The organism is Rhizobium sp. NLR16a, from assembly GCF_017948245.1.
Classification (GTDB): domain Bacteria; phylum Pseudomonadota; class Alphaproteobacteria; order Rhizobiales; family Rhizobiaceae; genus Rhizobium.
This window is the reverse complement of sequence record NZ_CP072865.1, coordinates 2515024-2541932: the sequence shown is the minus strand read 5'-3', so window position 1 is coordinate 2541932 and position 26909 is coordinate 2515024. Positions and strand designations below refer to the sequence as shown.

Here is a 26909-nt window from a genome sequence, read left to right as displayed (position 1 = left end):
GGGAGAGAAGCAATTCCGTGGCCCGGGAGAATCCGGAAGCGCGCGCAGGTCAGATGTGCCGGCCGATATCGTCGTCGCCGACGCCGGGTTCTTCGATCGTCAGGGTTCCATATTTCCGCCGCCATCTGCGAGCGCCGAAGGGAAGGGAGACGAGGTAGGCGGCAACGGTGAAGACCATTACCTCCCAGGTGTAGCTCATCAGCAGGGCCACATAGAGCACAACACCGAGCATCATCGGCAGCACCAGATCGCGCCGCAAGCGGTTGCCTTCAGATTTGCCCGACCAGACCGGCAGCCGGCTGATGAGCAGGAAGGCGATGGCAACGGTATAGACCGAAGAGAGATAGGCGAAGGTGCGGTCCGTCGCCAGGCCGAGGAAGCCGAGATAGACCGGCAGCAGCACCAGCATGGCGCCGGCCGGCGCGGGAACTCCGACGAAATATTCCGATTGCCAGCTCGCCTTGTTTTCGCGCTCAGCCATGACATTGAAGCGAGCAAGGCGAAGGCCGGCGGCGATCGCATAAATCAGCGCGGCGATCCAGCCGAGCGAGCGGGCCTGGTCGAGCGCGAAGACATAGACGACGAGAGCAGGCGCAACGCCGAAATTGACGATATCGGCAAGCGAATCCATCTGCGCGCCGAACTTCGAAGTCGCCTTCATCAGCCGCGCCACGCGCCCGTCGATGCCGTCGAGGAAGGCGGCGAGCAGCACCATTGCGACGGCGAGTTCGTAACGGTTCTCGAAAGCGAGCCGGATGCCGGTCAAGCCTGCGCAGATCGCCAGAATGGTGATGAGGTTCGGAAAGACGAGGCGGAACGGAATCTCGCGCAGGCGTGGGCCGCGGGCGGAATCATCCGGGCCGTTTGGCTCGAAAGGCGGAAAGGGTGTTTCCATGTCGCGTTCCAATCGTTCCTTGAGCAATTCCGGCAAAGGCGCGGAGGTTCCGCGCTTTAGCTGCGGCGGCTGATGACCGGACCCTTGGCGGAGGCGAATTCGGCGATGACGGTTTCCCCGGCAATCGCCGTCTGACCGAGCGAGACGCGTGGCGCCGCACTGGCGGGCAGGAACACGTCGAGCCGCGAGCCGAAACGGATCAGTCCGAAACGTTCGCCGGCGTCCAGCGGCTCGTTGGTGTTTGCCCAGCAAAGAATACGCCGCGCCACGAGGCCGGCAATCTGCACGACGCCGATCTGGCCGTGCCGCGTTTCGATCACCAGCCCGTTGCGCTCGTTGTCCTCGCTCGCCTTGTCGAGTTCGGCGTTGACGAAGCTGCCGGAGCGGTAGTTGATGCTGACGATGCGCCCGCGCATCGGCGCCCGGTTCACATGGCAGTTGAAGACGTTCATGAAGACGGAAATGCGCAGCATCGGCTCGGAGCCGAGGTCGAGCTCTGCCGGCGGGGTCACCATCTGGATCGCCGAGACCTTGCCGTCGGCGGGAGAGATCACGAGATCGTCGTCCTGCGGGGTCACCCGATCGGGATCACGGAAGAAATAGGCGCACCAAAGCGTGAAGATCATGCCGATCCAGAAGAGCGGCTTGAAGATCCAGCCCAGCACCAGCGATGCGACGAAGAAGGCGGCGACGAAGGGGTAACCCTCCTTGTGCACGGGCACGATCGTGTTGCGAACCGTGTTGAACAGGCTCATGGCTGCCGGTCTCCTTGCTTTTCGGTTTTTGCTGGTTAGCGAAAAACCAGCTCCTGAGCAATGCTGCGACCCTGGCCCTGGTTCCGCCGTCGTGGTTCTGAACAACAAAAGCCGGTAACGCTACCCATCCACTAACGTAAATGTGGAATCGCTAAGGTTTTATGATCCCACTATGTAGCTTTTGACCGGCTTCGGCCCGATGCGGACATCGGCTAGGATTTCCGCAGCAACAGAAAGCTGCCTCGAAATTGCTTGCGAATCGCATAAGTACGTGCTTATGTGTTTTCATGATCGAGAATGACTTTTTCCGAGCTTTGGCAGACCCGACCCGCCGTGCGATCTTTGAGAAGCTGGTGGCAGGTAGCATGAACGCGAGTGCCTTGCGCGAGGGCATGGAGATTAGCCAACCGGCGATGTCGCAACACCTCGCGGTTCTGCGCAGTGCAAAGCTCGTGAGGGAAGAACGACAGGGGCGTTTCGTGAATTACGAAGTCAACCCCGATGGGTTGGCTCTCATCGCCCAGTGGCTCGCAAAATACCGCGCCTATTGGCCGGAGCGTATCGCAGCACTCAAAGTCTTGCTGAAGGACATGGATCAATGAACAAAGGGAAGACCAAGGAGCAGGATAGCGGCGTCGAGTTGGAGTTTGACTTGGGCGATCCGCCGCAAAAGGTCTGGCGTGCCGTCACCGTTCCTGAACTTCGGGAAAGATGGTTGCCGAAGGAAGCATTGGCTGATCCCGATGCGATCACCGTCACCCCGGGCCAGGAAGTTCGCTACAAGCTGCGTGACGATACCCCGCCTTTCCTTGAAAGTATTGTGACATTCACGATCACCCCGAATGCCATTGGCGGCACCTGCCTTCGGATCGTCCACCAACTGACGGACGCAAGATTCGATGGAAGGACAAGAGCGCCGGCGAACGGCAACAGCCCGCCTCTCATGCTCGCCGCCTGACCCGGCGAGCCTTCCCCTTAGCTTCTGAAAGTCTGGAGGTCGCCGATGCGCGAAGCGATGCAACTCGTCCCTATGGTCATAGAACAGTCCAGCCGGGGGGAGCGATCCTTTGATATCTATTCCCGGCTTCTGCGCGAGCGGATTATCTTCCTCAATGGCGAGGTGAACGATACCGTTTCGGCGCTCGTCTGCGCGCAACTGCTGTTTCTGGAAGCGGAAAACCCGAAAAAGCCCATCAACCTCTATATCAATTCGCCGGGCGGCGGCGTGACCAGCGGCCTGGCCATGTACGACACCATGCGCTTCATCCGTGCGCCGGTACATACACTTTGCATGGGGACGGCCCGTTCAATGGGATCGTTCCTGCTGATGGCAGGCGAACCCGGCGGAAGAGCCGCATTGCCCAATGCCAGTATCCTCATTCATCAGCCCTCCGGCGGCTTTCAAGGACAGGCTTCCGACATGTTGATTCATGCCGAGGAAATTTTAAAGACCAAGCAACGCATGACGCGGCTCTACGCGGAGCATTGCGGACGTTCCTACGACGACTTTGAGCGCGGGATGGATCGCGACCGCTTCATGACGGCGGAGGAAGCGCTTGAATGGGGTCTTATAGACCGTATTCTGAAGGTTCGGGAAGACACCAGCAGCCTATAAGCCTTGCCGCAAAAAAACGATTGCTGAAGATCGTTCCAGCGATTCCACATTTACGTTAGTGGCTGGGTAACGCTACCGCCTCCCGCTTCAGCCTGCCGGGGCAAGCCGCGTGATCACGCCCATCTCGTCGCTGTCGCGCACCTGCTTCAGATGCTCCTCCGCCTGCGTCGCCTCACGCTGGCGGTTCCACATCGAGGCATAGAGGCCGTTCCTTTCGAGAAGGGCGGCATGCGTGCCACGTTCGGCGATCTCGCCGCTTTTGAGCACGATGATCTCGTCCGCGCCGATGACGGTCGAAAGCCGGTGGGCGATGACCAAGGTCGTCCGGTTCTTCGAAACCACGTCGAGGGCCGTCTGGATTTCCCGTTCCGTCGTCGTATCGAGGGCCGATGTCGCTTCGTCGAGGATCAGGATCGGCGGCGCCTTGAGGATGGTGCGGGCGATCGCCACACGCTGTTTCTCGCCGCCGGAAAGCTTGAGCCCGCGCTCGCCAACCTTGGTATCGAAGCCTTCGGGCAGCGTCTCGATGAAATGGGCGATCTGTGCCACCTCGGCCGCCGCAAACACCTCGCCATCGCTCGCCGACGTGCGGCCGTAGCGGATATTGTAGGCGACCGTGTCATTGAACAGCACGGTATCCTGCGGCACCATGCCGATATGAGAGCGCAGGCTCTTCTGCGTCACGGTGCGGATATCCTGGCCGTCGACGGTGATGGTGCCGCTCTGGATATCGTAGAAACGGTAGAGCAGGCGCGACAGCGTCGATTTTCCGGCGCCCGACGGCCCCACCACCGCGACCGTCTTGCCGGCCGGCACCTCGAAGGAAATGCCTTTCAGGATCGGACGCGCCGAATCGTAAGCGAAGTGTACATCCTTGAAGGAGATCGCGCCCTTGTGGATCCGAAGCTCGGCCGCGCCGGGGGCATCCTTGACCTCCGCCTTCACCTCGAGCAAATCGAACATCTGCTCGATGTCGGTCAGACCCTGGCGGATTTCGCGGTAGACGAAACCGATGAAATTGAGCGGCGCGGAAAGCTGCAGCAGCATCGAATTGACGAAGACGAAATCGCCAACCGTCTGCTCGCCGCGCTGCACCGCCAGCGCCGACAGCACCAGCATGATGGTGGTGCCGATACCGAAAATGACACCCTGGCCGAAGTTCAGCCAGCCGAGCGACGTCCAGACGTCGGTCGCCGCTTTCTCGTAGCGTTCCATCGACTTGTCGAAGCGTTTGGCCTCCATCTCCTCGTTGCCGAAATATTTGACGGTTTCGAAATTGAGCAGAGAGTCGATCGCCTTGGTGTTGGCGTCAGTGTCGCTGTCGTTCATCGAGCGGCGGATGGCGATGCGCCAGTCGGATGCGCGGATCGTAAACCAGATATAGGCCCAGACGGTAAAGGCGGTGACGGCAAGATAGGAGAAGCCGTAGCCCCACCAGAAGATCACCGCCGTCAACAAAAATTCGATGACGGTCGGAACGGAATTGAGGATCGTGAAGCGCACGATCGTCTCGATGCCCTTGGTGCCGCGCTCGATGATGCGCGACAGCCCGCCGGTCTTTCGCTCCAGATGGAAACGCAGCGACAGCTCGTGCATGTGCACGAAGGTCTTGTAGGCGAGCTGGCGCACCGCATGTTGCCCGACGCTGGCAAAGAGCGCGTCGCGCAGCTGGTTGAGGCCGAGCTGGATCAGCCTGGTGACGTTATAGGCGATGACGAGGGCGATGGCGCCGGCAAGGAGCGGCGGTACCGCGCCGCCTGCGAGGTCCATCCTGCCGTTCAGTGCATCGGTGGACCACTTGAAGAAATAAGGGACGAGCAGCAGGACGAACTTGGAGATCAGCAGATAGACCGACGCCCAGACGACCCGCATCTTGAGGTCGGTTCGCCCGGCCGGCCACATATAGGGCCAGAGGTTGAATAGCGTCCGCAGCAGGTGTGATTCCGAAACTGTCTTGCCGTTTGCCATGCCGTGTCTCCAGTCCGGATGATTTGCTTCGATGTCCGGCAAGGCGTAGGGCAGGGGCGCGCCTGGCGCGCTTACCTGAATCCCGAACCGCCACCGGCAGATAGGGCGTCGGATCGAGGAATGCAACACGTACAGGGGCCGGGAAAAGTGAGACCGGGCGTTTCTCCCGCCCGGTCTCATCATGTCGCGTTGCGCTTAAGGCGCTACCTTTTAGAGGTGCTGCTTGGAGAGCCGTTTGCGGTGCAGTTCCTCGGCGTTCGGCAGCGCATCCTTCGGCAGGCCGAAAATCTGGCCGGGACGGATGCGATCAGGGTCGACGATCTTGTCCTCGTTGGCGATGTAGATCGTTGTATAACGCACGCCGAGGCCGTAGGTGCGGCGAGAAATCTGCCACAGCGTGTCGCCGCGGCGGATGATGACCGCCGCATTGTTTGCCGTCAGCGGCGCCTGTTCGATCGTCTTCGGCTGATTGCTCGCAGCATCGTTTGCGGTGGGCGCGGCCGGTGCGGGCGTGTCGGTCAGTTCACCGATGATCACACCCAACCCGTCGAGCCCGGCGCCGACCGATTTTGCATCCTTCGGCAGATCCTGCAGCATTTTCAGCGCCTTGGCGGCGGTTTGCGAGGAGGAGCCGGAGGCCTGCTTGAAGCTGTCGGACGCATCGGCTGCCGGGCGGAAGTCGGCGACAGACCGCAGCGCGAATTCCGTTGCCGAGCGCGCCGCCGCCAGCTGTTCGTCGCCGGGCAGCTTGCCATCGGCAAACAGCCCCTTCAAAAGCCCGAACGCCTTGCCGGCTTCGGCCTTGAGTTTGCCGAGTTCACCTTCGTCGAGCGGCACCATCGAGGAAGCACCATTTGCATCGGCGGGGCCGGCTTGAGCAGCAACCCGCACCTGATCGCCGGCCGGGCGATTGAAGTTCACCGCGGCCCGCACGATCACCTTGCCCGCGGGATCGACGACGTCGACGCGAATCTTATGATCGCCGACCGAAAGGGCCGCGACGCCGTCGATGACGAAATGGCCGTCGGGACCGGCCGTGTCCTGGCCGACAAGGCTGTCGTCGGCATAACCGAGGACCTTGGCGTGGGCCCGAGCCATGCCCGCAATGAAGATCTTGTTGCCCTCGATCTCCACGGCGTTGACCATCACATCGGGCGCAGTGGCCTTGTCGGTTTCGCCAGCACCGGGAACAGCCGGCGCCGCGTCTGTCCCACCGGCGGAGGCGCCGGGCAGACCGGGCGTCTGCAGCGCCAGCTCACCGGTCGGTGCTGCTGTTGCGGAAGGCGCGTCGGCTGCAGCGGGAGCAGTCGCAGCCTCGCTGGTTGCCGGCTTGTCGGCAGCCGGCGCCAATGGATTGGCGGCGTCGGCGACCTCGGTGCCGCCCGTCGGCGCCGTGATGATGCGGCTCGCCGCGCCGGGCTTGGAGACCATGGCGAGCAGGTTGGCGGCATTGCCGTCCTTCGGCACGGAAACGGTGGCGACTTCTTCGGAAAGAGCGGTCTTGCCATCCTTGCCCGTCACCTTGAGCACGAGCTGGTGGTCCCCGGCCGGAAGCGGGTCGTCGAGGACGGCGGCGAAATCGCCGCTCGGGCCGACATCGGCCGTCGTCACCACCTTTTCGCCGTCGAGTACTTCGAGCTTACCGTTCGGCTCGGCGGAGCCGGCGATGACGGTCGATCCATCAGGCTCGACGCGCAGGACGTCGAAGGCGGGAACCTTCGAGCCGGAATTTGCGGCCGCCGCGGTCGCGGCAGAGGCTGGCTCCGGCGCGCCGATCAGCGCAGCTTCGGCCTTGGCAATCGCGGCAGGCGCATCGGCGATGTTTTCCGGCAGCGACTGCACGATGGCGAGCGCCTTGGCACCGCCTTCCTTGGCCTTGGCGGCAATGGCCTGTGTTGCGGGATCGATGCCCTCGGGAACGGTGAAGCCGACAAGTGCGGTGAGCGTATTCATGGCCTTGGTTTTGGCGGCTGTGAAGACATCGGTGGCTGGGCCTTTGCCGTCGGCGAACAGCGCCTTCAACTCGCCGAGCGCCATGCCGGCATCGGCCGAAAGGCGTCTAACCTGATCGCCGACCGCAGCCGAGTCGGCCACGGCAGAGCGTGATGTCTTTGCCGCTTCGTTAACCGTGTTCTTGAGCTCCGTGCCCGCCTGGTTGATGGCGTCGCCGATTTTGGATGCATCGCCGCCGATGCGCGGCATGACGAAGAATACCATGAGTAGGATTGCGATTACGAGCACTGCAAGGGCCAGCAAGCCGGCACGGTTCTTCATCATTATGTCTCCCAAGGCGGCAATTTGCCGTAGTAACCGAAATTGCTAGCGATTTCCGATGCTTTTCACAAGCATTCAACGCAATTTGGCAAGCTCGGCATGCTTCTTTTCAGTCAATTTTCTTGACTGCATTGAAATGGAATAGTTGTTTTGCCCTATGACCGAACAATCTGTACCGATTCGATCCATCTGCGTTTACTGCGGCTCAAGGCCGGGACGCGATCCTTCCCACATGGCGGCCGGGCGTGCTCTCGGAAGAGAGATCGCCGAATACGGCCTGCGCCTCATCTACGGCGGAGGTACCAAAGGCATCATGGGCGCGGTTGCGAGCGGGGTGCTTTCAGGCGGCGGTCAGGTGACGGGTATCATCCCGGAATTTCTGATCGATATGGAAGCGACTCGCCATTCGCTCGGTCAGCTCAACGAACTTATTGTAACCCCTGACATGCACGCGCGCAAACATACGATGTTCGAGCGTTCCGATGCCTTCGTCGCCTTGCCCGGCGGCATCGGCACGCTGGAGGAGATCGTCGAGATCATGACCTGGGCGCAGCTTGGCCGTCATGAAAAGCCGATGGTCTTTGCCAATATCAACGGTTTCTGGGATCCGATGATGGAACTGATGCGCCATATGACGGAAGAAGGCTTCCTGCACACCGCTCATCGGGTGCAGCCGCTCGTCGTCGACGACGTCGCCGGCATCATTCCGGCAATCATGGCCCAGGCCGCCCAGCTCGCCGCCGATCGCGAGGGCGAGGACGAAGTGATCTCCAAAATGTAGGCAGGGTAGGAACCCCTGGCACTGACCAGCCTATCTCTATTCAGCTATAGGCGGAAACAAGCTCCGTCACCTGAGATCGCATCCATCGGTTGGCGGGATCATTGTCGCTTGCCGCCGACCAGACCATCGATATCGGGCTTACCGCTAGATCGAGGGGAACTTCGGCTATCGCCAAGCCGAACAGGCCGGCATACCGCTTCACGATTCTGGTCGGCAGGGTCGCGATCAGGGGCGCTTCGAGGACAGCGGTAAGCACGGTCAGGAATTCCGGCGCAGCCACCGACACGTCGAGTCGCACGTTGATCCGCTTCAAGGCATCATCGATGCATCCTTCGATGGCGTCCTTCTGTGAAACCAGGGCATGCTTGAGCCCGACATAGCTGTCGCGATCCAAAATTTCGGGAAGATCGAGAAGCTTCGGATTGTAGCAACACATTAGCGATTGCTCGAACAGCAGGCTCCGCCGATGTCTGTTGTTGCCGTCATCATAGCAGCCGACGCCGAGGTCGATGATGTTGTCGTCCAGAAGCTTGTGGACAAGCTCGGGGTCGACCGCTCGCGCAAGCACTTTGATACCGGGGGCTATCTCGTTCAACACAGCGGCGAGACGCGGCACAAGCAGCACCTCAAGCTCACTGGAAAAGCCGATGCGGAATATCTGCTCGGCTTGTCCTGGCTCAAAGGTCGCAGGCGTTACGATCGCCTGCTGGGTGTGGCTGAGTATCTGCTCCACCGCTTCGGCGAAACGCAGCGCCCGATGGGTCGGCTGCATGACCTGGCCGACACGCACGAACAGCTCGTCCTGAAGCAATGTACGGAGCGTGCCGAGATTGTGGCTCATGGCAGGCTGCTGGATTTTCAGGCGAACAGCAGCTTTCGTAACGCTCCGCTCCTTCATGAGCGCGTCGAAAGCCACGAGCAGGTTGAGGTCGAAAGACCACAAATTGAAATGATCGATGGAGACAATTTCGTTCATCGATTTGATCGTTGCATGAATCTTCCCTATTGTCCATAGGCATCAGACAGCGCTGTCCCCGGTTCCAATTCAACTCGAAAGGAAGTTCCATGAGCGATCTTGGAAAGGAATATCGTATTGCCGGCGCGACAGTGAGAAAAGTGCAGGAGCAGTATCTGCACAACATCCCGCCCTCGTTTCTCTACCCGGCTGCCGGATCTGAAGAGATCAAGGCCCTCGAGCCGCGGCTTTCCGCCGTCGATATGGAAGAGGGCCGCGATGCCCTTGTGGTGAGCATTCACAGCTGGCTTGTCATTACGCCCGACCACGTCATCCTCATCGATACTGGTTCGGGTAACGACAAGGAAAGGCCGCGCAATCCCGGCTTTCACCATCAGACCATTCCGTTTCTCGACAGGCTGCGTCAGGCGGGTGTAGAGCCCGAAGACGTCGACTTCGTCATAAATACCCATCTTCACGTTGATCATTCCGGTTGGAATACCGTGCTCGAGGACGGAAGATGGATCCCCACTTTCAAAAATGCGCGTTACGTCTTCCCGCGCGCCGAGCAGGAATATTACGCGTCGACGGCGAGCCACAACGACGTCAACATTCCGAGTGCCGGCGTCTATGAAGACAGCGTGCGGCCGGTGATCGAGGCGGGGCTTGCCGATGTCATCGACGGCGCAGGCGGTCCTTTCCTGGATCGATTTTCCTTCTTGCCGACGCCTGGCCACAGCATCGGCCATATGTCCGTTCTGCTCGAGGCGGACAATGAAGCGGCAATCTTCGCGGGCGATGTCACACACCATCCGATCCAGGTGGAGCGGCCCGACCTCAACACGGTCTTCTGCGAATTCCTGGATCAGGCTGCCCAGTCGAGACGCCGCATCCTCGAACTCGCAGCCGATAATCGCGCCCTGTACTTCTCCACCCATTTCCCCGGTTCGTCTGCCGGATATGTCACCCACGACGGCGAAAAATTCAGGTGGTCCTATGTCTAAGAACAATCTTGCATCTTCAGCTTTTGACCGCGGCGAGATCGTATTTGAGGAGCATTACATCGATAGCGGAACCGAAGGCATCAAGCTCTATCTCCGCAACAAGCGAAGGAAAGACCACGAGGACTTTCTCGCGGAGAAAACAATCGTGATGGTGCATGGGGCGACCTTCTCGTCCGGAAGTCTCTACGACGTACCCTTCAACGGGATGTCCTTCATCGACTTCCTCGCTCTTCGCGGCTTCGATGTCTTTGCAGTTGATGTCCGGGGCTATGGAAAATCAACCCGCCCGCCGGAAATGCAGGCGAACCCCGACCTCAACCCGCCGCTTGTCGCCACCGACACCGGCGTCGCCGATTTCGCAACGGCTGTCGATTTCGTTCTCCGGCTTCGCGGCCTGAGGGCCGTCAGTGTCTTCGCAATGTCGTGGGGCGGTACCGTTGCCGGCGCATACGCTGCGCGCAACCCAGACAAGGTCGTCAAGCTGGCGCTGCTCGCGCCGCAATGGCTGAGTGACGTTCCCATCCCCATCGATCAGGGTGGCGCCCTCGGCTCCTACAGGCTTGTTCCGGTCCATGCGGTCCTGGCGCGCTGGCTGGGCACCGCACCCGAATACGCGCGTGAACGTCTTGTGCCCGAGGGCTGGTTCGACCTCTGGGCCGAATTGACCCTCTCGGAGGAGACGTCGCAGGCCGACAGGGAGCAAGGCAGACTGCGAGCCACCAATGGGCCGATCCAGGACATCCGAACCTATTGGAGAGCTGGAAACCCCTACTATCGGCCGAGCGAGATTCGCGCGCCGGTGCTGCTGTTGCACGGCGAATGGGACATCGACGTTCCGCTTGACCTGGCTCGGGCCTATTTCGAGCAACTGACCGGCGCCTTCTACAGGCGATGGGTAGAAATCGGGGAGGCAACGCATCTCGCTCTCATGGAGAGCCACCGCATGCAGGCCTATTCCGAGATCGCCCGCTTCTTCGATGAAGCATTCAAACCGGAATAGAGTCTGAACGACGGGGCTCCGGTAGCGAATCCGGAGCCCTCGTCCTCCCTCAAGCCGGCAGCGTTCACGGCCATCAATCCAGTCGTTCCCATGACAATTCTGATCACCGCCATTTTGGATGCCGGACGAAGTGCCGTCGACATCGCGATATTCACCTTTCTGCCGCTCATGATCGTGACGTTTTCGCTGATGCGCTACCTCGAGGGCGTGAGTGCACTGCGATCGATCGCCGACAAGGCCAGCCCGCTCTTCCGACTTTTCGGTCTGGACGGTTTCGGGGCCTTGGCAATCATCCAGCTCAGCCTCGTCAGTTCGGCTGCCCCTGTCGCCGCCCTGTCGTTGATGGTGCACAAAGGAAGATCGGAGAAATTTATTGCCGCCGCCTTTGCCGCGGTGCTTGCGGCCGCACCGGCGAATGCCAGTTTTCCGCTCGCAAGCCTCGGGGTCGATCCGGGTTTGATCATCTTAAACGGCATTTGCGGAGCGCTCGTTGCGTCCACTCTCGCCTGTTGGATCGTTGGACGCCGTTCCTTGCCCGGAAAGATCTGTTCCTGCGACAGGGCGGATGACCGCGACGTCGCAAGGCATGATCTGCTGGCTGCGATCAATCGCGGCGGCGCGGATGCCATTGGCGTCATTTCTGCGATCCTGCCGATGCTCGTGATCTCACTTGCTCTGGTAAGGCTTACCCAGAGCACAGGCGCGCTTTCGGCCGTCACGTCTGCTGCGCAGCCATTGCTTCAGCTGCTCGGCGCCTCGCAGCAGGATGTCCTGTTCATCCTCACAAAGTGTCTGGCAGGATCGAGCGCAGCGGTCACGCTGTTAATCGACGCCCACAAGCAACTGAGCCTTCCGCCTGAGAAAATCATTCACGGATCCGCATTTCTGCTAAACCCTCTCGACCTTCCCGGCCTCTCCATCCTAGTCGCTTCGGTGCCGGCGCTCCGCTCGGTCGCAGGCGTCGCCGTCTTCAGCGCATTGGCCGGAATCCTCGTCCGCACAGCGCTGCTATCCTGGCTTTGAGCCAGGCGGTCGGATTTGCGATAAGCGCGATGGCTACTCCCTTCCTCGGCTTCCCTTCAGCATCGACCAGCTATAGAGGAACAGTCCCGCCCAGATCAGCGGGAAAGCGATCATGCGCGCCATGCCGAGCGGCTCGTGAAAGGCGAAGACGGCGATCAGGAAGATCATCGTCGGCGCGATATACTGCATGATGCCGATCGTTGAGAGCTTCAGCAGTTTGGCGCCGTTGGCATAGATCATCAGCGGCACGGCGGTGACGACACCGCAGCCGAGCAGCAACGACGTGTCGGCAAGGCCGGTACGGTAAAAATGGCCAAGACCGCTGCCATATTCGAGATAGAGGATGTAGACGAGCGCCGGCCCGCCGAGAATCAGAACCTCGAGGAAGAAGCCCTGGTTGGGCCCTAGCGGCAGCGTCTTGCGGAGCAGGGCATAAAAACCCCAGCTGACCGCCAGCGTCACCGCTACCCATGGAATGCCGCCGCTGTCCAATGCGAGAATGGCGACGGCAAGCGCCGCCAGCGCGATCGCTGCGATCTGCAGCGGCTGCAGCTTCTCCTTGAGCAGCACCGCACCGAGGAAAATGCTGAACAGCGGATTGATGAAATAGCCAAGCGCTGCATCAAGCGAATGGCCGGCGCCGATCGCCCAGACATAGGTGCCCCAGTTGACGGTGATCAACGACGCGGTCAGCGCGCCCATCGCCAGCATGCGCGGCGAGCGCAGTGCCGCGCGGATATCGGCTGTTCGCCCGAGCAGAACCAACACGATCCCGGCCAGCGGCAGCGACCAGACGATGCGGTGGGCGATGACTTCGGCCGGCGGAATATGCGCCACCGCCTTCATGTAGAAGGGCAGGAAGCCCCAGAGCAGATAGGCTGTCAGCGCAAAGGCGAAACCGCGCGGACTGTCTTCGTTCTTGATTAACGGAACGGATGCATCGGTCGACATCGGGTGTTTCCATCTTTGTTCTTCTTCTGATCCGGCCTAGCTTAAGCGCCGTGAATAGGCCAATTCATTTCGTTGAACCGACCCTCGATGGATCTGGGGCGAGACACTGGCGGCGTTTGCCCGCGGTTAGCCGAACCGGCGGGATGGGATTATTCCGCCGCGATCCTGCCGGCCAACTGCCGGTTCTTCATCAGCTTGTAGATAACAGAGTCCATCAGCGCCTGGAACGACGCGTCGATGATGTTCTCCGAGACGCCGACCGTCCACCAGCGCACGCCGTCGCTGTCGGTGGATTCGATCAGCACGCGGGTGATCGCCTCCGTGCCGCCATTCAGGATGCGCACTTTGAAATCGGCGAGCACCAGATCGTCGATTTCGTGCTGATACTTGCCGAAATCCTTGCGCAGTGCGAGGTCAAGCGCATTGACCGGGCCTTCTGCATCGGCAACCGACATCAGCGTCTGGCCGTCGATGGTGATCTTGACCACCGCCTCCGAAACGATCTTCACGCGGCCAAGACTGTCGAAGCGGCGCTCGATCATCACCCGGAAGCCTTCGATGGTGAAGAATTCCGGGATCGTACCGAGCGTGCGGCGCGCCAGCAGCTCGAAGCTCGCATCCGCTCCCTCATAGGCATAGCCGATGGATTCACGTTCCTTGACGATCGAGATCAGGAGATCGAGCTTCGGATCGTCCTTGGCGACGATAATGCCGCGCCGCTTGAGGGCATTGATGAAGTTCGCCTTGCCGCCCTGGTCCGACACCATGACCTTGCGGAAATTGCCGACGCTTTCCGGCGGCACGTGTTCGTAAGTGCGCGGATCTTTCAGCAGAGCGGAAGCATGGATGCCGGCCTTGGTGGCGAAGGCGGAGGCGCCGACATAAGGCATCTGGTGATCCGGCGAGCGGTTGAGCAACTCATCGAAGGCGTGCGAGAGCCGGGTGAGGTTGAGCAGCCGTTCCTCGTCGATCGCCGTTTCGAAACGGCTGTTGTAGGCACTCTTCAGCGCCAGGGTCGGGATCAGCGTCACCAGATTGGCGTTGCCGCAGCGCTCGCCGATACCGTTCAAGGTGCCCTGGATCTGCCGGACGCCGGCTTCCACGGCAGCAAGCGAATTGGCGACCGCCTGGCCGGTGTCATTGTGAGCGTGAATGCCGAGACAGCGGCCGGGAACACCTGACGCGATCACCGCTTCGACGATGGCGCGGACCTCCGGCGGCTGCGCTCCGCCATTGGTGTCGCAGAGCACGATCCAGCGTGCACCGTTTTCATAGGCCGTCTTCGCGCAAGCGATCGCATAGGCCGGATTGGCCTTGAAGCCATCGAAGAAATGTTCGCAGTCGACGATCGCCTCCTTGCCGGCGCCGACCGCCGCCTTGACGCTTTCGGCGATGCATTCGAGGTTTTCCTCGTTGGTGCAGCCGAGCGCCACCGCGACATGATAGTCCCAGCTCTTGGCGACGAAACAGACAGCGTCGCTTTTGGCCTGCAGCAGCCCGGCGATGCCTGGATCGTTGGAGACCGAAACGCCTGCCCGCTTCGTCATGCCGAAGGCGACGAAGGTGGCCTGGCTCGTGCGCTTCTCGCTGAAGAAGGCGGTGTCCGTCGGATTGGCGCCGGGATATCCACCTTCGACGTAATCGAGGCCGAACTCATCCAGCATGTCGGCGATCGCAATCTTGTCCTCGACGGAAAAGTCGATGCCGGGCGTCTGCTGCCCGTCCCGAAGCGTCGTGTCGAACAGGTAGATGCGTTCTTTCATGTCGTTTCCTCCCGGCGAGCGGGTGCTGTTGTACTGCGGATGCTGCCCCTCATCCGGCTGCCGCCCCCTTCTCCCCGTTCTGACGGGGGAGAAGATTTATGCCGGAGCGTCTCGCTGGGCACGTCCCCTCTCCCCGCGAGCGGGGAGAGGGTTAAGGTGAGGGGCTGCCCCAAATCATCAGTCCGGCTTCCCGGCAAACTTATCCGTCGCCCGGATCAACTGATCGAGAATCCCCGGCTCAGAATAGGCATGGCCCGCACCCTCTATCAGGTAGAACTCCGACTTCGGCCAGGCCTTGTGTAGCAGCCAGGCATATTTGGCAGGGCAGGGCATATCGTAGCGACCATGCACGATCACGCCCGGAATGTCCGTAAGGCGGCCGGCATCCCGGATCAGCTGCCCTTCGTCCATCCAGCCGGCATTGACGAAGAAGTGGTTCTCGATGCGCGCGAAGGCATAGGCGAATTCCGGCTCCTCGAATTTGCCGCTGGTCGCCGGCTCCGGCAGCAGCGTGATCGTTTCGCCTTCCCAGATGCTCCAGGCTTGCGCGGCCTCAAGGCGCACGTTCCGGTCCTCGTGCGTCAGACGGCGATGATAGGCATGCATCATTTCATGCCGCTCTTCCGGGGGAATGGGAGCGATGAAGCGTTCCCACTTATCCGGGAACATTTCCGAGACGCCGAACTGGTAGTACCAATCGAGCTCGGCCTTCGTCAGGGTGTAGATGCCGCGCAGGATGAGCTCGGACACGCGCGCGGGATGCGTTTCGGCATAGGCGAGCGCCAGCGTCGAGCCCCAGGAGCCGCCAAACACCTGCCATCGGTCGACACCGGCCATTTCGCGCAGCCGCTCGATATCAGCGACGAGGTGCCAGGTCGTGTTGGCATTCAGTTCCGCATGCGGCGTCGACTTGCCGCAGCCGCGCTGGTCGAACAGCATGACGTCGTAGCGAGCCGGATCGAAAAGCCGGCGGTGGGCGGGCGAGATGCCGCCGCCCGGGCCGCCATGCAGGAAGACGGCTGGTTTGGCGCCGGGCGTTCCCGAGCGTTCCCAGTAGATCACATGGCCGTCGCCGACATCGAGATGGCCGGAGGCATAGGCTTCGATTTCGGGATAGAGCGTGCGCAATACCTCGGTCATATTTTCACGCCTTTCGCGGGCCACGCCCGGGTGTCGTGGTCGGGATGCTGAAAGGAGATGATCGCCTCCTGCCGCGCGTAGAAATCCGGGTCCTTATAAACAGGAGCGTCGAAGATTTCCTCGACCCAGGGCAGGCGGGCCTCGTAATTGACCTGGATCTGCGGCGCGAGATCGCTGCGGTCGTCGAAGGTGCCGATCGCAAGCTCCAGCCCACCTGGATGCCGGTAGGTCATCGGCGTGCCGCAATTGCTGCAGAAGCCGCGATCGATATTGACCGAGGATTGAAAATAGCTCGGCTCGCCGCGCGTCCATTCCATCCCTTCCTCCGGTGCTGTGACCAGCGCGGAGAAGAAGCCGCCGAACTGCTTCTGGCACATGCGGCAATGGCAGATCGACGGCCGCCCCAACTGGCCCGATATGCGGAAGCGCACGGCGCCGCACTGGCATCCGCCTGTTCTGATCTTATCCGTCATGTGTTTCTCCGAGTGGCCAATGGGAAGTGTCCTGATCCGGGTGCTGATGGTTACTTGCCGCGATCGCCTCCTCGCGGTCGGGCGTTTCAGGCTCTGGTTCCACCGGCAGGCCGTCGAGTGTGTGGAACCACGACACCTTGCGCCCGGTGTTCGATTGCATCACGGGCTTGACCTTATCGGGCTCATCAAGCGAGCCGAGCGCGATGTTGATGAAGTCCGCTTCCGGAATATCGTAAAACAGCGGCGTGCCGCAATCGCCGCAAAAGCCGCGCCGGACGAGATCGGAGGAGCGGAACCACTTCGGTTCGCCGCGCGTCAGCTGGAAACGCTCGCGCTTGGCCGCAGCGAGCGGCAGGAAATAATTGCCGGCTGCCTTCTGGCACATGCGGCAATGGCAGATATGGGGATAACCCAGTTCGCCCAGCGCGCGATAGCGAACCGCGCCGCACTGGCATCCGCCGGTCTGTCTCGCCGTTTCCATCAGGCACGCTCCTCCGGCGGCCAGACCGGCGTATCGTGGTCGGGGTGCTGATAGGAAATCAGTTCGTGCAGGAAGGAGCCCGCCGTCAGATCCGCCTCGGTCCGTTCTCCCGGCAGTTCGTGCAGATGATCGACGAAGCCGATCTTGCCTTCCAGACCCCATTGAATGGTCGGCGGCAGCTGCGACGGATCGTCGAACGCGCCCGCCGCAATCGCCATTCCGTCCGGCGCCTCATAGGTCAGCGGCGTGCCGCAATCGCCGCAGAAACCGCGCTCGACGAAATTCGATGAGCGGTACCTTTTGCGCTCCCCCCGCGTCCACTCAAAGTCTGCGCCGCGCACCGAGACCAGCGGTGCATAATAGGCTCCGAACGCCTTCTGGCACATGCGGCAATGACAAATCGACGAATCCTTGAGTTCGCCGCTGACGCCGAAACGGATCGCCCCGCACTGGCAGCCGCCGGTATAGGTCTTGGTCATGGCAGGTCCCTCCGCCAGGATGCCGATAAAAAAGAGAAGACCCCTCCCATATTTGCGATTGCCGGGAGGTTGCTTCGAAGCAGCGTGGCATCGCAGCCCCTCACCCTTGTCGGGAGGGGTTGGGGAGGGGTATTTGCGGCAACTTCGCCGATCACCGCTTGACCTCCCACGTCGTCACCCGCTCGCCGGTCACCACATCCTTACCGTCCTTCAGCTGGATGCCCTTTGCCGTCAGCTCGTCGCGAACCTTGTCTGCCTCGGCGAAGTTTTTCGCCTTCAGCATTTCGAGACGCATAGCGACCAGCGCATCGACCGCTGCTGCGAAGGCTTCATCGATTTCGACCTTCTTCGGCAGCACTCCGAGGAGCGCCGCACTTGCGGCGAAGACGGCATCGTTGCCGGATTGCGCCAGCGCATGCAGCGCTTGCACCGCCGCGACCGTATTGAGGTCGTCGGCAAGGGCATGGAGCACGGCCTCGTCAGGCTCGGCATCGCCGGCTTCCGTCGCAGGCCACTTGGCGAGCAGGCGTTCGGCCTCTTCCAGCCGTTTGATAGAGAAATCGATCGGCTCGCGGTAGTGCGTCATCAGCATGGCAAGACGCAGCACTTCGCCCGGCCATTTGCGGCCGCCGAAGGTTTGCGTGTGCAGCAGCTCGTGGATGGTGATGAAATTGCCCTCGGATTTCGACATCTTGCGGCCCTCGACCTGCACGAAGCCGTTGTGCATCCAGACATTCGCCATCACCTCGGTCCCGTGGGCGCAGCGCGACTGGGCGATCTCGTTTTCATGATGCGGGAAGATCAAGTCCAGCCCGCCGCCGTGAATGTCGAAGACATCGCCGAGGTAGCGCCGGCTCATCGCGGAGCACTCGATATGCCAGCCGGGCCGGCCGCGGCCCCAGGGGCTCTCCCAGCCGGGTTCGTTGTGGCTCGAGAGCTTCCAGAGCACGAAATCGCCCGGGTACTTCTTGTGCGCATCGACGGCGACGCGGGCGCCGGCCTGCTGTTCGTCGAGCGGCCGCTTCGAGAGCTGGCCGTAATCGGCCATGGATCTGGTGTCGAACAGCACTTCGCCTGCCGCCACATAGGCATGCCCGTTGCCGATCAGCTTTTCGATGATCTGGATCATCTCGGCGATATTGTCGGTGGCGCGCGGCTCGACATTCGGCTCGAGGCAGCCGAGTTCGGCGACATCCGCGTGAAACTGTGTCTCGGTCTTTTCGGTGACCGCGCGGATCGCGTCGTTCAGCGGCAGCTCCGGATGATCTCTGAGCGCCCGCGCATTGATCTTGTCGTCGACGTCGGTGATGTTGCGGACGTAGGTGACGTGATCTCTGCCATAGACATGGCGCAGCAGCCGGAACAGCACGTCGAAGACGATGACCGGCCGGGCATTGCCGATATGGGCGAAATCATAGACCGTCGGGCCGCAGACATACATGCGGACATTGTCGGGGTCGATCGGCGCGAAGACCGATTTTTCCCGCGTCAGCGTGTTGTACAGCCTCAGTTCCGGCGTGCGGCCCATTTCACTCTCCCAAATGCACGATCAGAAAAATATCGCGACCGGCAGGCCGGGCGTTTCGCATCTTGACTATTGGGGAGACGAAAACGGCCAGGCCAGCGCGTGCGCTAGCGAATAATCTTTCCGCAGATAATGCAGATAACCGTTTTCATGCCGCGTTTTATGGCGCGGGAATGACGTTTGGTCAAGAGGGGCGAGGAAGGATCGGCGGCAACTGGAACGACCTCTCCGATGCCGTGCGTCCCCTGAGGCTTGTCTGCCATTTTCGTGGCGCAAATCGCGTATAGCCGCTTCAAAAGCTGCTGAAAACACGGGGGAATGAGTGGCAAGCGTTGTTCGATGGACGATCGGTGCGGCTGCAATTCTGGTGGTCGCATCCGCCGCATATTTCGCATACGATTTCGGCATGCTTCGCTTCAACTATCCGTCCTTATCGCAGTATCCAATCCAAGGCATCGATGTCAGCCATCACCAGGGCGACATTGATTGGAAGACGGTGGCCGCGCAGCCGAACGTGCGTTTTGCAATCATGAAGGCGACCGAAGGCGGCGATCACAAGGATTCGAGATTTGCCGAGAACTGGCAGCGTGCCGGAGATGCTGGGGTGGTGAGAGGCGCCTACCATTTCTTCACCTTCTGCCGCCCGGGCAGGGAACAGGCGCAGAATGTACTGGCGACGGTGCAGAAGGCGCCGCGCACCCTGCCTATCGCCATCGATCTGGAATTCGTCGGCAATTGCAACAAGGTCCCGACGGTCGATGAGATGGCGACGGAGGTGAATGCCTTCGTCACCGAACTGAAAGCCATCTTTCCGGAAAAGCCGATCTTCTACGTCACGCAGGAATTCTTCGATCAATATCTGAAGGGCAATGAGGCCCGCTTCCCCGAGCACTACCTCTGGCTGCGAAGCGTGTTCGACGAGCCGACGCAGGAGGGGTGCAATCGCTGGTCGATCTGGCAATTTGCCGACAATGGCGCCCTGGACGGCATCCGGGGACCAGTGGACCTCAATGTCCTATGCCCCGCCGAAACAGATTTCGCACATCTGTTCCCGGCCGTTGCCGCGAACTGAAGCGTCCGTTTATTCCGGCAGGCGGTAGTCGACGAGCTTGTTCTCGCGCACGATGAACAGCTTGCCCGTCTCTGTCACGCCCGGACCGAGCAACGGCAGGATCGCCTTGGCGACCTCGGAAGGATGCGGCAGCGTCTGCGCATCTTCGCCCGGCACGGCCTGCGCCCGCATCGCCGTGCGGGTGGCGCCCGGATCGACGCTGGTGATGCGCAGCGGCGTCGATTGGCTCTCGCCGGCCCATGTCCGGGCCAGTGCCTCGACAGCGGCCTTGGAGGCGGAATAGGCGCCCCAGAAGGGCCTGCACTTGTGGGCCGCGCCCGAGGAGAGGATCACGGCGCGGCCGGCATCCGAGCGGGCGAGCAGCGGATCGACCGAGCGGATCAGCCGCCATGTCGCCGTCACGTTGATGGTCATCACCTTCTCGAACACCTTCGCTTCGATATGGCCGATCGGCGAGATGACGCCGAGCACGCCGGCATTGGCGACGAGGATGTCGAGCTTGCCCCAGCGCTCGAAGATCGAGCCGCCGAGCGCGTCGATCGCGTTCATGTCGGCAAGGTCGAAGGGCACGAGGGTCGCACTGCCGCCGACGGCTTTGATCGCATCGTCGAGATCCTCCAGTCCGCCGACCGTGCGCGCGCAGGCAATGACATGGGCGCCAGCTTTGGCAAGCTCCAGGGCTGTGAAGTAGCCGATGCCGCGCGACGCACCGGTGACGAGTGCGATCCTGCCCTCAAGATTGATGTTCATCTGCCCGGTTCCGGATTTGCTTGCGAAGGTGAGGGGCGCAATAGGCCCCTCGGAAGCGAAAGTCAAAGCGGCAGCGGCTCAGCCGTTGCTGGCAAGCATCGAAAGCTTGTTGCCCATGGATTCGCCGTTCTTGTCGAGCAGCCGGGTCGGATAGTCACCGGTGAAGTAGTGGTCGGTGAACTGCGGGCGGGCCGGGTTGCGGTCCTCGCCGCCGACGGCGCGGTAAAGCCCGTTGATCGACAGGAAGGCAAGCGAATCCGCACCGATATATTTGGCCATGGCTTCGACGTCGGCATACTGATTGGCGAGCAGCTTGTCGGCGTCGGGCGTATCGATTCCGTAGAAATCCGGGAAAAAGATCATCGGACTGGCGACGCGGATATGGACTTCGCGCGCACCGGCCTCGCGGATCATCTGTACGATCTTCAGCGACGTAGTACCGCGCACGATGGAATCGTCGACCAGTACCACGCGCTTGCCTTCGATCATCGCCCGGTTGGCGGAATGCTTCAGCTTGACGCCGAAGGCGCGGATCTGCTGCGTCGGCTCGATGAAGGTGCGGCCGACATAGTGGTTGCGGATGATGCCGTATTCGAACGGGATGCCGCTTTCCTGCGCATAGCCGAGAGCCGCGGGCGTGCCGCCATCCGGCACCGGCACGACGACATCGGCATCGACAGGCGATTCCTTGGCGAGGTTCTTGCCCATGTTCTTGCGCGTCGTATAGACGTTGCGGCCGCCGACGACCGAATCCGGACGGGCGAAATAGACATATTCGAACAGGCAGAGACGCTCCGGTTGCGGCTTGCTGGGCTTGCGGGCATCGACGCTGATCGAGCCGTCAGCCTGGATTTCGCAGATGATGACCTCGCCGTTTTCCACGTCGCGGATGAACTTGGCGCCGATGATGTCCAGCGCGCAGGTTTCCGAGCAGAAGATCGGCTTGCCGTCGAGTTCGCCCATGACAAGCGGGCGGATGCCGGTGGGGTCGCGTGCGGCAATCAGCTTGGTGCGGGTCATGGCAAGCATCGAATAGCCGCCTTCCATTTGGCGGATGGCGTCGATGAACCGGTCGGATGTCGAAGCATGGCGCGACCGGGCGATGAGATGCAGGACGACCTCGGTATCGGACGTCGATTGACAGATGGCGCCAGTTGCGATGATCTGGCGGCGCAGCGTCAGGCCATTGGTGAAATTGCCGTTATGGGCAATGGCGATGCCGCCTTCCTCCAGTTCGGCAAAAAGCGGCTGCACGTTGCGCATCGCCACTTCGCCTGTCGTCGAATAGCGCGTGTGGCCGATCGCTATGCTGCCGGGCAGGCGGGCCAGCGTCATCGGATTGGTATAGTGATCGCCGACCAGGCCCATATGACGCTCCTGATAGAAGCGCTTGCCGTCGAAGGAGACGATGCCGGCTGCCTCCTGTCCGCGGTGCTGCAGGGCATGCAGCCCGAGAGCCGTGAGAGCTGCGGCATCGGGATGGCCCAGAATTCCGAAAACACCGCATTCTTCATGCAGCGTATCTCCGTCGAGCGGATCGTCGATTGGGAAGGAATGGGACTGGTTCATTTCTGCGGGCCTCTGCTCTCACAAGAATGGATCGGCATTTCCAATATCATATACCGGAAACCTGGCAGCTTTCCGATAACGTCATGCTGAACGACATTTGCTTTCAAAGCTCGTTTTCCGGCTCTGAAACGGCTGAGGCCCGGCGGAGCTGGAATGCCCGGCCGGACCTTAACTTTACGTCCCGCTCAAATGGCAATTGCCCGACGGCGGGTCAAGCTCTTGAACACTGCGTCAATTCGCCGGCTGCTGCGCGCTGCCTGCAGGCGCGTCTTCCGCCGGCGCTTGATCGGCCGCCGGCGGCGTGGCGCCTTCGCTGCCCTGTGCCGGCGACTGCATCTTATCACGGAAGCTCGCCTGTATCATCTGGGCGAATTGCTCCGGCAGCACCGCCTTCAGCTTTACGACCATAGAGTCCAGGAAGGGCTTCGACTTGGCTTCGTTGACCCAGGCCGGTCGATGGTCGACATCGACAAGCCAGTTCCAGAAGGCGACGGCGACCACCATCAGCAGCAGGCCGCGGGCCGCGCCGAACAGGAAGCCGAGCGTGCGGTCGAGGGCGCCGATGCGGCTGTCGATGATGAAATCGGCGATCTTCATGGTAATGAAGGAGATGACGATGAGCGCGATCAGGAAGACGACGGCTGCCGAACCGGCGATCGCGATGCGGTCGTCATCGGTATATTTCTTCGCATAGGGGAGCAGGTAGGGATAGAGGTAATAGGCGGCGGCGGCCGAACCGCCCCAGCTCGCGATCGAAAGGATCTCCCGCGAAAAGCCGCGGACCATCGCCAGCACGGCGGAGAAGAGCACGACGCCGATGACAATACCGTCGAAAATCGTAATGGGCATGTAAATTCAACTCCAGGACTGCCGCTCGGCGGCCGAGTCGCGCCTTATCGTGTGCCTCCTATATCATCACCATTCCCGGCAATGAAAGGATCAAACCTCGTCTTCCACACGCAGCGCTCCCTTCGACCCGGCGATGCGCGCCACCAGATCCGGCAGGCTTTCGACCTCGCTCCATCGTCCGCCGGATCCCTTCGGCAGCTCGGCGGAGGCGGAAGGAAGCAGCGCTGCGGAAAAGCCCAGCTTCTCGGCTTCCTTGAGGCGCTGGGCAGTGTGCGCAACCGGCCGGATGGCGCCCGACAGGCTGACTTCGCCGAAATAGACGCAATCGGCAGGAAGGGCAATACCAGCAAGCGAGGAAACCAGCGCCGAGGCGACGGCTAGATCGGCCGCCGGTTCGGAGATGCGGTAGCCGCCGGCGATATTGAGATAAACGTCGTGCTGGCCGAGCCTGACGCCGCAATGAGCCTCCAGCACCGCCAGGATCATCGACAGCCGGGCCGAATCCCATCCAACCACCGCCCGCCGCGGCGTGCCGAGCGAGGTCGGCGCCACCAGCGCCTGCACCTCGACGAGCACCGGACGGGTGCCCTCCATGCCGGCAAAGACCGCAGCACCGGGGGATTTTTCGTTGCGCTCGCCGAGGAAGAGCTCGGAGGGATTGGCGACTTCGCGTAAGCCTTTGTCAGACATTTCGAAGACACCGATCTCATCGGTGGGTCCGAAGCGGTTCTTCACCGTGCGCAGGATGCGGTAGTGGTGGCCGCGATCGCCTTCGAAATAGAGCACGGCATCGACCATGTGCTCGACGACGCGCGGCCCGGCGATCTGCCCGTCCTTGGTCACATGCCCGACGAGCACCATGGCGGCTCCCGTCTGTTTGGCGAAACGGATCATCGACTGCACGCCGGTGCGCACCTGCGTCACCGTTCCCGGTGCGGAGTCGGCAAGTTCGCTCCACAGCGTCTGGATCGAATCGATGATGACGAGATCCGGCCGTTTGCCCTCGGCAAGCGTCGCCAGAATATCCTCGACATTGGTTTCGGCCGCCAGCATCACGTCGGTATCGGCCGCGGCAAGCCGCTGCGCCCGCAGCCGGACCTGCGCCACCGCCTCCTCGCCGGAGACATAGATGATCTTGTGGCCGCGCCGCGCCAGGGCGGCGGCCGCCTGCATCAGCAGCGTCGATTTGCCGATGCCGGGATCGCCGCCGATCAGCACCGCCGAGCCGCGCACGAAACCGCCGCCGAGCGCCCGGTCGAGCTCCGACATGGCGGTATGGATGCGCGGCGCCTCCTCGATCTCGCCCGACAGCGCCGTCAGCGTCACCGGCCGGCCCTTCTTCGGCGTCTTGCCGGGACCGGAGCCGATGCCGCCCATCGGGTCCTCCTCGACGATGGTGTTCCACTCGCCGCAATTGTCGCATTTGCCGGCCCAGCGGTTGTGAACCGCGCCGCAATTCTGGCAGATGAATTGTGTCTTGGCCTTCGCCATCAATCTTTCTTTCAGTCGCGTTCCACAAATGAAGCCATCGAATGCTTCATCGAATCATTGTCGTGCTCGAGATAATGGCTATCGCGATGGATCAAAACTAATGATTTCCCCATCAGCCTTCGCCGTGCCTATGCTTTTCGCCTGTGATCATCAGGAACGGTGGAAGATGTTCGACTATTCGCTCGCGCATTGGCTTGCATTTCTGTCGGCGGCGGTTTTGCTGAACCTCTCGCCAGGCCCAGACATCGCCTTCATCCTTGGCCATACGATGAGAGGCGGGAAAAGCGCCGGTTTTTCCGCATTGTTCGGCGTCTGGTCAGGCGCCTGCCTGCATGTTCTGATGGCGGCATTGGGCCTTTCCGCGGTGCTTGCCGCCTCTGCCTTGGCATTCTCTGCGGTCAAATGGCTCGGTGCCGTTTATCTCGTCTGGCTGGGCATTCAAGCTCTGCGTGCCAGCGGCGACGGTGGCCTGATCAATGCCACTGGTGAGGAAATCCCGGCCGCAAGGATCTATCGGCAAGGAATCCTGGTGTCGCTGCTCAATCCGAAAGTGGCGATATTCTTCCTGGCATTCCTGCCGCAATTCGTTGCCGAGGGGGCAGGGCCGGCATGGGCCCAACTGATGCTGCATGGCGGACTCATCATCGCCGTCGCCGCCTTCATTGAACCGCCGCTCGTGCTCCTCGGAGGACGCCTTGCCGATGCGCTCAGGCGTAATGCGAAAATCCGACGATGGCTCGATCGCAGCCTCGGCGCGTTTTTCGTGGCGCTCGGTGTGCGTCTTGCCCTCAGCAGTCGATGACAGCGAGGCCTATTCCTCGGCGACGTAGCGCCGTTCGTGGCGCAGCCCCATGCTGGTGAGGATCTCGTAGCCAATCGTGCCCGCCGCCCGCGCCACGTCGTCGAGGGGCATGTTCGTTCCGAACAGCTCGACATAATCGCCGGCGCGCACGGCGTTCTCGGGCAGGTCGGTGATATCGAAGATCGTCAGGTCCATGGTGATCCGGCCCGCGACCGGCACCTTGTGTCCGGCAATGAAGCCTTGCCCGCCCTGCGGCACCACCTGGCGCAGCGGTACGCCGCCGCTCGACTGGCTGCGCATATAACCATCGGCATAACCTGCGGACACGATCGCCAGCCGGCTTGCACGGCGAAGCTGCAGCGCTCGCCCGTAGCTGACGGTCTCGCCGGCCTCGACGGTGCGAACCTGGATGACGCGCGCTTCCGCGGTGGCAACCGGCCGCATCGGGTTGGCCATGCCGCAGACCGCCTCGCCGCCATAGAGCGAAATGCCGGGACGAGTCAGGTCGAAGTGATAGTCTGCGCCGAGAAAGATGCCGGCCGAGGCGGCAAGGCTTGAATCGATGCCTTCATACGCGGCCGCAACCCTACGGAATGATTCGAGCTGCTGCCGGTTCATGGCATGGCTGGGATCGTCGCCGCAGGCGAGGTGGCTCATGACCAGCACCGGCGCAAAGCTGGCCGGCCGCGAGACGTCGTCGGCAAGGGCAATGGCGTCGTCGATGCGCAGCCCCAGCCGATTGAAGCCGGTATCGACATGCAGCGCGCAGGGATAATCGCCATAATCGGCAAGCACTGCCATCCAGAAGGCGAGTTGCTCGTCGGACGAAATCACCGGCACAAGATCGTTCTCGAAGAAGCGCCGTTCGGCTCCCGGCCATATGCCCGAGAGCACGAAGATGCGCGCCTCCGGCGCATAGAGGCGAAGCGTCACGCCCTCGTCGACGGTCGCGACGAAAAAATCCCGGGCGCCCGCCAGGTAGAGCGCTTCGCCGGCATCCTCGATGCCCATGCCGTAGGCATCCGCCTTAACGACCGCGGCGGCGCGCGCTGCGCCCGAGCGGCGCGCCATGTCGCGCCAGTTCTCCGTCAGCGCGGTCAGGTCGACCGTCAGCCGCAGTCCTGCGGAAGCGAAAAGATCGTCGTCTTCGAAGGGGATGGGAAAATCTGTCATGAATCGCCGTGAAGAAATGGAAGGTAACCACCCGAACCAGTCTAACAGGCTGCTGAAAAACTCGCTGGCTTTTGGTCTGAACACATGATTCCCTTGAGCGGGTGGCTTTCGAGGGAATTTG

Annotated in this window: 26 protein-coding genes; 9 read left to right on the top strand and 17 right to left on the bottom strand. The window is 61.6% G+C overall.

Going from position 1 to position 26909, the window contains the following annotated elements; all coding sequences use genetic code 11:
* Positions 1 to 49 precede the first annotated feature (49 nt).
* Positions 50 to 895, bottom strand: coding sequence for a CDP-diacylglycerol--serine O-phosphatidyltransferase (pssA, locus tag J7U39_RS12445; RefSeq protein ID WP_064801555.1), 846 nt, complete (start codon positions 893 to 895; stop codon positions 50 to 52).
* 56 nt (positions 896 to 951) lie between these two features.
* Positions 952 to 1755 (bottom strand): phosphatidylserine decarboxylase, encoded by an 804-nt coding sequence (locus J7U39_RS12440; RefSeq protein WP_259665395.1) that lies wholly within the window; start codon positions 1753 to 1755, stop codon positions 952 to 954.
* Positions 1756 to 1937: 182 nt separating this feature from the next.
* On the opposite strand from J7U39_RS12440, the gene J7U39_RS12435 reads away from it, so the two are divergent.
* Genes J7U39_RS12435 through J7U39_RS12425 form a run of 3 tightly spaced genes read left to right on the top strand, consistent with a single transcriptional unit; the run spans position 1938 to position 3265 of the window.
* Positions 1938 to 2252 carry a metalloregulator ArsR/SmtB family transcription factor gene (locus tag J7U39_RS12435; protein WP_210628467.1) on the top strand — a complete coding sequence of 105 codons (315 nt, stop codon included), beginning with the start codon at positions 1938 to 1940 and terminating at the stop codon, positions 2250 to 2252.
* Positions 2249 to 2608, top strand: a complete 360-nt coding sequence (locus J7U39_RS12430; protein ID WP_210628466.1) for an SRPBCC domain-containing protein — start codon at positions 2249 to 2251, stop codon at positions 2606 to 2608. The genes J7U39_RS12435 and J7U39_RS12430 overlap by 4 nt, the downstream gene beginning before the upstream one ends.
* A 45-nt stretch (positions 2609 to 2653) precedes the next feature.
* Positions 2654 to 3265, top strand: a complete 612-nt coding sequence (locus J7U39_RS12425; RefSeq protein WP_210628465.1) for an ATP-dependent Clp protease proteolytic subunit — start codon at positions 2654 to 2656, stop codon at positions 3263 to 3265.
* 87 nt (positions 3266 to 3352) lie between these two features.
* Here J7U39_RS12425 and J7U39_RS12420 read toward each other — a convergent pair whose 3' ends face one another.
* Both J7U39_RS12420 and J7U39_RS12415 read right to left on the bottom strand, forming a co-directional pair.
* On the bottom strand, positions 3353 to 5233 hold the full coding sequence (locus J7U39_RS12420; protein ID WP_210628464.1) for an ABC transporter ATP-binding protein/permease: 1881 nt from the start codon (positions 5231 to 5233) through the stop codon (positions 3353 to 3355).
* 210 nt (positions 5234 to 5443) lie between these two features.
* Positions 5444 to 7510, bottom strand: coding sequence for a LysM peptidoglycan-binding domain-containing protein (locus J7U39_RS12415; RefSeq protein ID WP_210628463.1), 2067 nt, complete (start codon positions 7508 to 7510; stop codon positions 5444 to 5446).
* A gap of 154 nt (positions 7511 to 7664) precedes the next feature.
* Here J7U39_RS12415 and J7U39_RS12410 point away from each other — a divergent pair, with 154 nt between their 5' ends.
* The gene (locus J7U39_RS12410) at positions 7665 to 8288 is read left to right on the top strand and encodes a TIGR00730 family Rossman fold protein (RefSeq protein WP_210628462.1); all 624 of its coding nucleotides are present in this window, start codon (positions 7665 to 7667) and stop codon (positions 8286 to 8288) included.
* Between the two features lie 40 nt (positions 8289 to 8328).
* Here the strand turns inward: J7U39_RS12410 and J7U39_RS12405 are convergent, their stop codons facing one another.
* Complete coding sequence (locus J7U39_RS12405) at positions 8329 to 9264, bottom strand: LysR family transcriptional regulator (protein WP_210628461.1); 936 nt, start codon at positions 9262 to 9264, stop codon at positions 8329 to 8331.
* An 89-nt stretch (positions 9265 to 9353) separates the two neighbouring features.
* On the opposite strand from J7U39_RS12405, the gene J7U39_RS12400 reads away from it, so the two are divergent.
* The 3 genes from J7U39_RS12400 (at position 9354) to J7U39_RS12390 (ending at position 12270) form a co-directional block, all read left to right on the top strand.
* Positions 9354 to 10247, top strand: a complete 894-nt coding sequence (locus J7U39_RS12400; protein ID WP_210628460.1) for an MBL fold metallo-hydrolase — start codon at positions 9354 to 9356, stop codon at positions 10245 to 10247.
* Entirely contained in the window at positions 10240 to 11247 is a 1008-nt protein-coding gene (locus tag J7U39_RS12395) for an alpha/beta fold hydrolase (RefSeq protein WP_210628459.1), read from the top strand. Before J7U39_RS12400 ends, J7U39_RS12395 begins: the two co-directional genes overlap by 8 nt.
* Positions 11248 to 11337: 90 nt before the next feature.
* Positions 11338 to 12270, top strand: coding sequence for a hypothetical protein (locus J7U39_RS12390; protein WP_210628458.1), 933 nt, complete (start codon positions 11338 to 11340; stop codon positions 12268 to 12270).
* A gap of 33 nt (positions 12271 to 12303) precedes the next feature.
* On the opposite strand, the gene rarD is transcribed toward J7U39_RS12390, so the two are convergent.
* The 7 genes from rarD to cysS form a co-directional block, all read right to left on the bottom strand.
* Positions 12304 to 13221 carry an EamA family transporter RarD gene (rarD, locus tag J7U39_RS12385; protein ID WP_210628457.1) on the bottom strand — a complete coding sequence of 306 codons (918 nt, stop codon included), beginning with the start codon at positions 13219 to 13221 and terminating at the stop codon, positions 12304 to 12306.
* A 149-nt stretch (positions 13222 to 13370) separates the two neighbouring features.
* Positions 13371 to 14984 (bottom strand): citramalate synthase, encoded by a 1614-nt coding sequence (cimA, locus tag J7U39_RS12380; protein ID WP_210628456.1) that lies wholly within the window; start codon positions 14982 to 14984, stop codon positions 13371 to 13373.
* Between the two features lie 177 nt (positions 14985 to 15161).
* Positions 15162 to 16124, bottom strand: coding sequence for a prolyl aminopeptidase (pip, locus tag J7U39_RS12375; protein ID WP_210628455.1), 963 nt, complete (start codon positions 16122 to 16124; stop codon positions 15162 to 15164).
* A complete protein-coding gene (locus J7U39_RS12370) occupies positions 16121 to 16597 on the bottom strand; it encodes a GFA family protein (protein ID WP_210628454.1) in 477 nt (158 codons plus the stop codon). Before J7U39_RS12370 ends, pip begins: the two co-directional genes overlap by 4 nt.
* Complete coding sequence (locus tag J7U39_RS12365) at positions 16587 to 17078, bottom strand: GFA family protein (RefSeq protein ID WP_210628453.1); 492 nt, start codon at positions 17076 to 17078, stop codon at positions 16587 to 16589. The genes J7U39_RS12370 and J7U39_RS12365 overlap by 11 nt, the downstream gene beginning before the upstream one ends.
* Positions 17078 to 17557: a GFA family protein gene (locus tag J7U39_RS12360; protein ID WP_210628452.1), complete on the bottom strand. Its 480-nt coding sequence runs from the start codon at positions 17555 to 17557 to the stop codon at positions 17078 to 17080. Before J7U39_RS12360 ends, J7U39_RS12365 begins: the two co-directional genes overlap by 1 nt.
* Positions 17558 to 17708: 151 nt before the next feature.
* Positions 17709 to 19085: a cysteine--tRNA ligase gene (cysS, locus tag J7U39_RS12355; RefSeq protein WP_210628451.1), complete on the bottom strand. Its 1377-nt coding sequence runs from the start codon at positions 19083 to 19085 to the stop codon at positions 17709 to 17711.
* Between the two features lie 319 nt (positions 19086 to 19404).
* Between cysS and J7U39_RS12350 the strand changes: the two genes are divergently transcribed.
* Positions 19405 to 20154, top strand: a complete 750-nt coding sequence (locus tag J7U39_RS12350; RefSeq protein WP_210628450.1) for a GH25 family lysozyme — start codon at positions 19405 to 19407, stop codon at positions 20152 to 20154.
* Positions 20155 to 20163: 9 nt separating this feature from the next.
* On the opposite strand, the gene J7U39_RS12345 is transcribed toward J7U39_RS12350, so the two are convergent.
* The 4 genes from J7U39_RS12345 to radA form a co-directional block, all read right to left on the bottom strand.
* Complete coding sequence (locus J7U39_RS12345) at positions 20164 to 20904, bottom strand: SDR family NAD(P)-dependent oxidoreductase (RefSeq protein WP_210628449.1); 741 nt, start codon at positions 20902 to 20904, stop codon at positions 20164 to 20166.
* 78 nt (positions 20905 to 20982) lie between these two features.
* Complete coding sequence (gene purF, locus J7U39_RS12340; protein WP_210628448.1) at positions 20983 to 22473, bottom strand: amidophosphoribosyltransferase; 1491 nt, start codon at positions 22471 to 22473, stop codon at positions 20983 to 20985.
* Between the two features lie 231 nt (positions 22474 to 22704).
* Positions 22705 to 23322: a CvpA family protein gene (locus J7U39_RS12335; RefSeq protein ID WP_184453256.1), complete on the bottom strand. Its 618-nt coding sequence runs from the start codon at positions 23320 to 23322 to the stop codon at positions 22705 to 22707.
* Between the two features lie 90 nt (positions 23323 to 23412).
* Positions 23413 to 24813 (bottom strand): DNA repair protein RadA, encoded by a 1401-nt coding sequence (gene radA / locus J7U39_RS12330; protein ID WP_210628447.1) that lies wholly within the window; start codon positions 24811 to 24813, stop codon positions 23413 to 23415.
* 166 nt (positions 24814 to 24979) lie between these two features.
* Between radA and J7U39_RS12325 the strand changes: the two genes are divergently transcribed.
* Positions 24980 to 25615, top strand: coding sequence for a LysE family translocator (locus J7U39_RS12325; protein ID WP_210631659.1), 636 nt, complete (start codon positions 24980 to 24982; stop codon positions 25613 to 25615).
* A 9-nt stretch (positions 25616 to 25624) separates the two neighbouring features.
* Here J7U39_RS12325 and alr read toward each other — a convergent pair whose 3' ends face one another.
* Entirely contained in the window at positions 25625 to 26788 is a 1164-nt protein-coding gene (gene alr, locus J7U39_RS12320) for an alanine racemase (protein WP_210628446.1), read from the bottom strand.
* Positions 26789 to 26909 lie beyond the last annotated feature (121 nt).

Bases quoted from the DNA above. Each gene is read 5' to 3' on its own strand.
- pssA (WP_064801555.1), bottom strand. From the start codon at position 895: ATGGAAACACCCTTTCCGCCTTTCGAGCCAAACGGCCCGGATGATTCC.
- J7U39_RS12435 (WP_210628467.1), top strand. From the start codon at position 1,938: ATGATCGAGAATGACTTTTTCCGAGCTTTGGCAGACCCGACCCGCCGT.
- J7U39_RS12430 (WP_210628466.1), top strand. From the start codon at position 2,249: ATGAACAAAGGGAAGACCAAGGAGCAGGATAGCGGCGTCGAGTTGGAG.
- J7U39_RS12425 (WP_210628465.1), top strand. From the start codon at position 2,654: ATGCGCGAAGCGATGCAACTCGTCCCTATGGTCATAGAACAGTCCAGC.
- J7U39_RS12420 (WP_210628464.1), bottom strand. From the start codon at position 5,233: ATGGCAAACGGCAAGACAGTTTCGGAATCACACCTGCTGCGGACGCTA.
- J7U39_RS12415 (WP_210628463.1), bottom strand. From the start codon at position 7,510: ATGATGAAGAACCGTGCCGGCTTGCTGGCCCTTGCAGTGCTCGTAATC.
- J7U39_RS12410 (WP_210628462.1), top strand. From the start codon at position 7,665: ATGACCGAACAATCTGTACCGATTCGATCCATCTGCGTTTACTGCGGC.
- J7U39_RS12405 (WP_210628461.1), bottom strand. From the start codon at position 9,264: ATGAACGAAATTGTCTCCATCGATCATTTCAATTTGTGGTCTTTCGAC.
- J7U39_RS12400 (WP_210628460.1), top strand. From the start codon at position 9,354: ATGAGCGATCTTGGAAAGGAATATCGTATTGCCGGCGCGACAGTGAGA.
- J7U39_RS12395 (WP_210628459.1), top strand. From the start codon at position 10,240: ATGTCTAAGAACAATCTTGCATCTTCAGCTTTTGACCGCGGCGAGATC.
- J7U39_RS12390 (WP_210628458.1), top strand. From the start codon at position 11,338: ATGACAATTCTGATCACCGCCATTTTGGATGCCGGACGAAGTGCCGTC.
- rarD (WP_210628457.1), bottom strand. From the start codon at position 13,221: ATGTCGACCGATGCATCCGTTCCGTTAATCAAGAACGAAGACAGTCCG.
- cimA (WP_210628456.1), bottom strand. From the start codon at position 14,984: ATGAAAGAACGCATCTACCTGTTCGACACGACGCTTCGGGACGGGCAG.
- pip (WP_210628455.1), bottom strand. From the start codon at position 16,124: ATGACCGAGGTATTGCGCACGCTCTATCCCGAAATCGAAGCCTATGCC.
- J7U39_RS12370 (WP_210628454.1), bottom strand. From the start codon at position 16,597: ATGACGGATAAGATCAGAACAGGCGGATGCCAGTGCGGCGCCGTGCGC.
- J7U39_RS12365 (WP_210628453.1), bottom strand. From the start codon at position 17,078: ATGGAAACGGCGAGACAGACCGGCGGATGCCAGTGCGGCGCGGTTCGC.
- J7U39_RS12360 (WP_210628452.1), bottom strand. From the start codon at position 17,557: ATGACCAAGACCTATACCGGCGGCTGCCAGTGCGGGGCGATCCGTTTC.
- cysS (WP_210628451.1), bottom strand. From the start codon at position 19,085: ATGGGCCGCACGCCGGAACTGAGGCTGTACAACACGCTGACGCGGGAA.
- J7U39_RS12345 (WP_210628449.1), bottom strand. From the start codon at position 20,904: ATGAACATCAATCTTGAGGGCAGGATCGCACTCGTCACCGGTGCGTCG.
- purF (WP_210628448.1), bottom strand. From the start codon at position 22,473: ATGAACCAGTCCCATTCCTTCCCAATCGACGATCCGCTCGACGGAGAT.
- J7U39_RS12335 (WP_184453256.1), bottom strand. From the start codon at position 23,322: ATGCCCATTACGATTTTCGACGGTATTGTCATCGGCGTCGTGCTCTTC.
- radA (WP_210628447.1), bottom strand. From the start codon at position 24,813: ATGGCGAAGGCCAAGACACAATTCATCTGCCAGAATTGCGGCGCGGTT.
- J7U39_RS12325 (WP_210631659.1), top strand. From the start codon at position 24,980: ATGTTCGACTATTCGCTCGCGCATTGGCTTGCATTTCTGTCGGCGGCG.
- alr (WP_210628446.1), bottom strand. From the start codon at position 26,788: ATGACAGATTTTCCCATCCCCTTCGAAGACGACGATCTTTTCGCTTCC.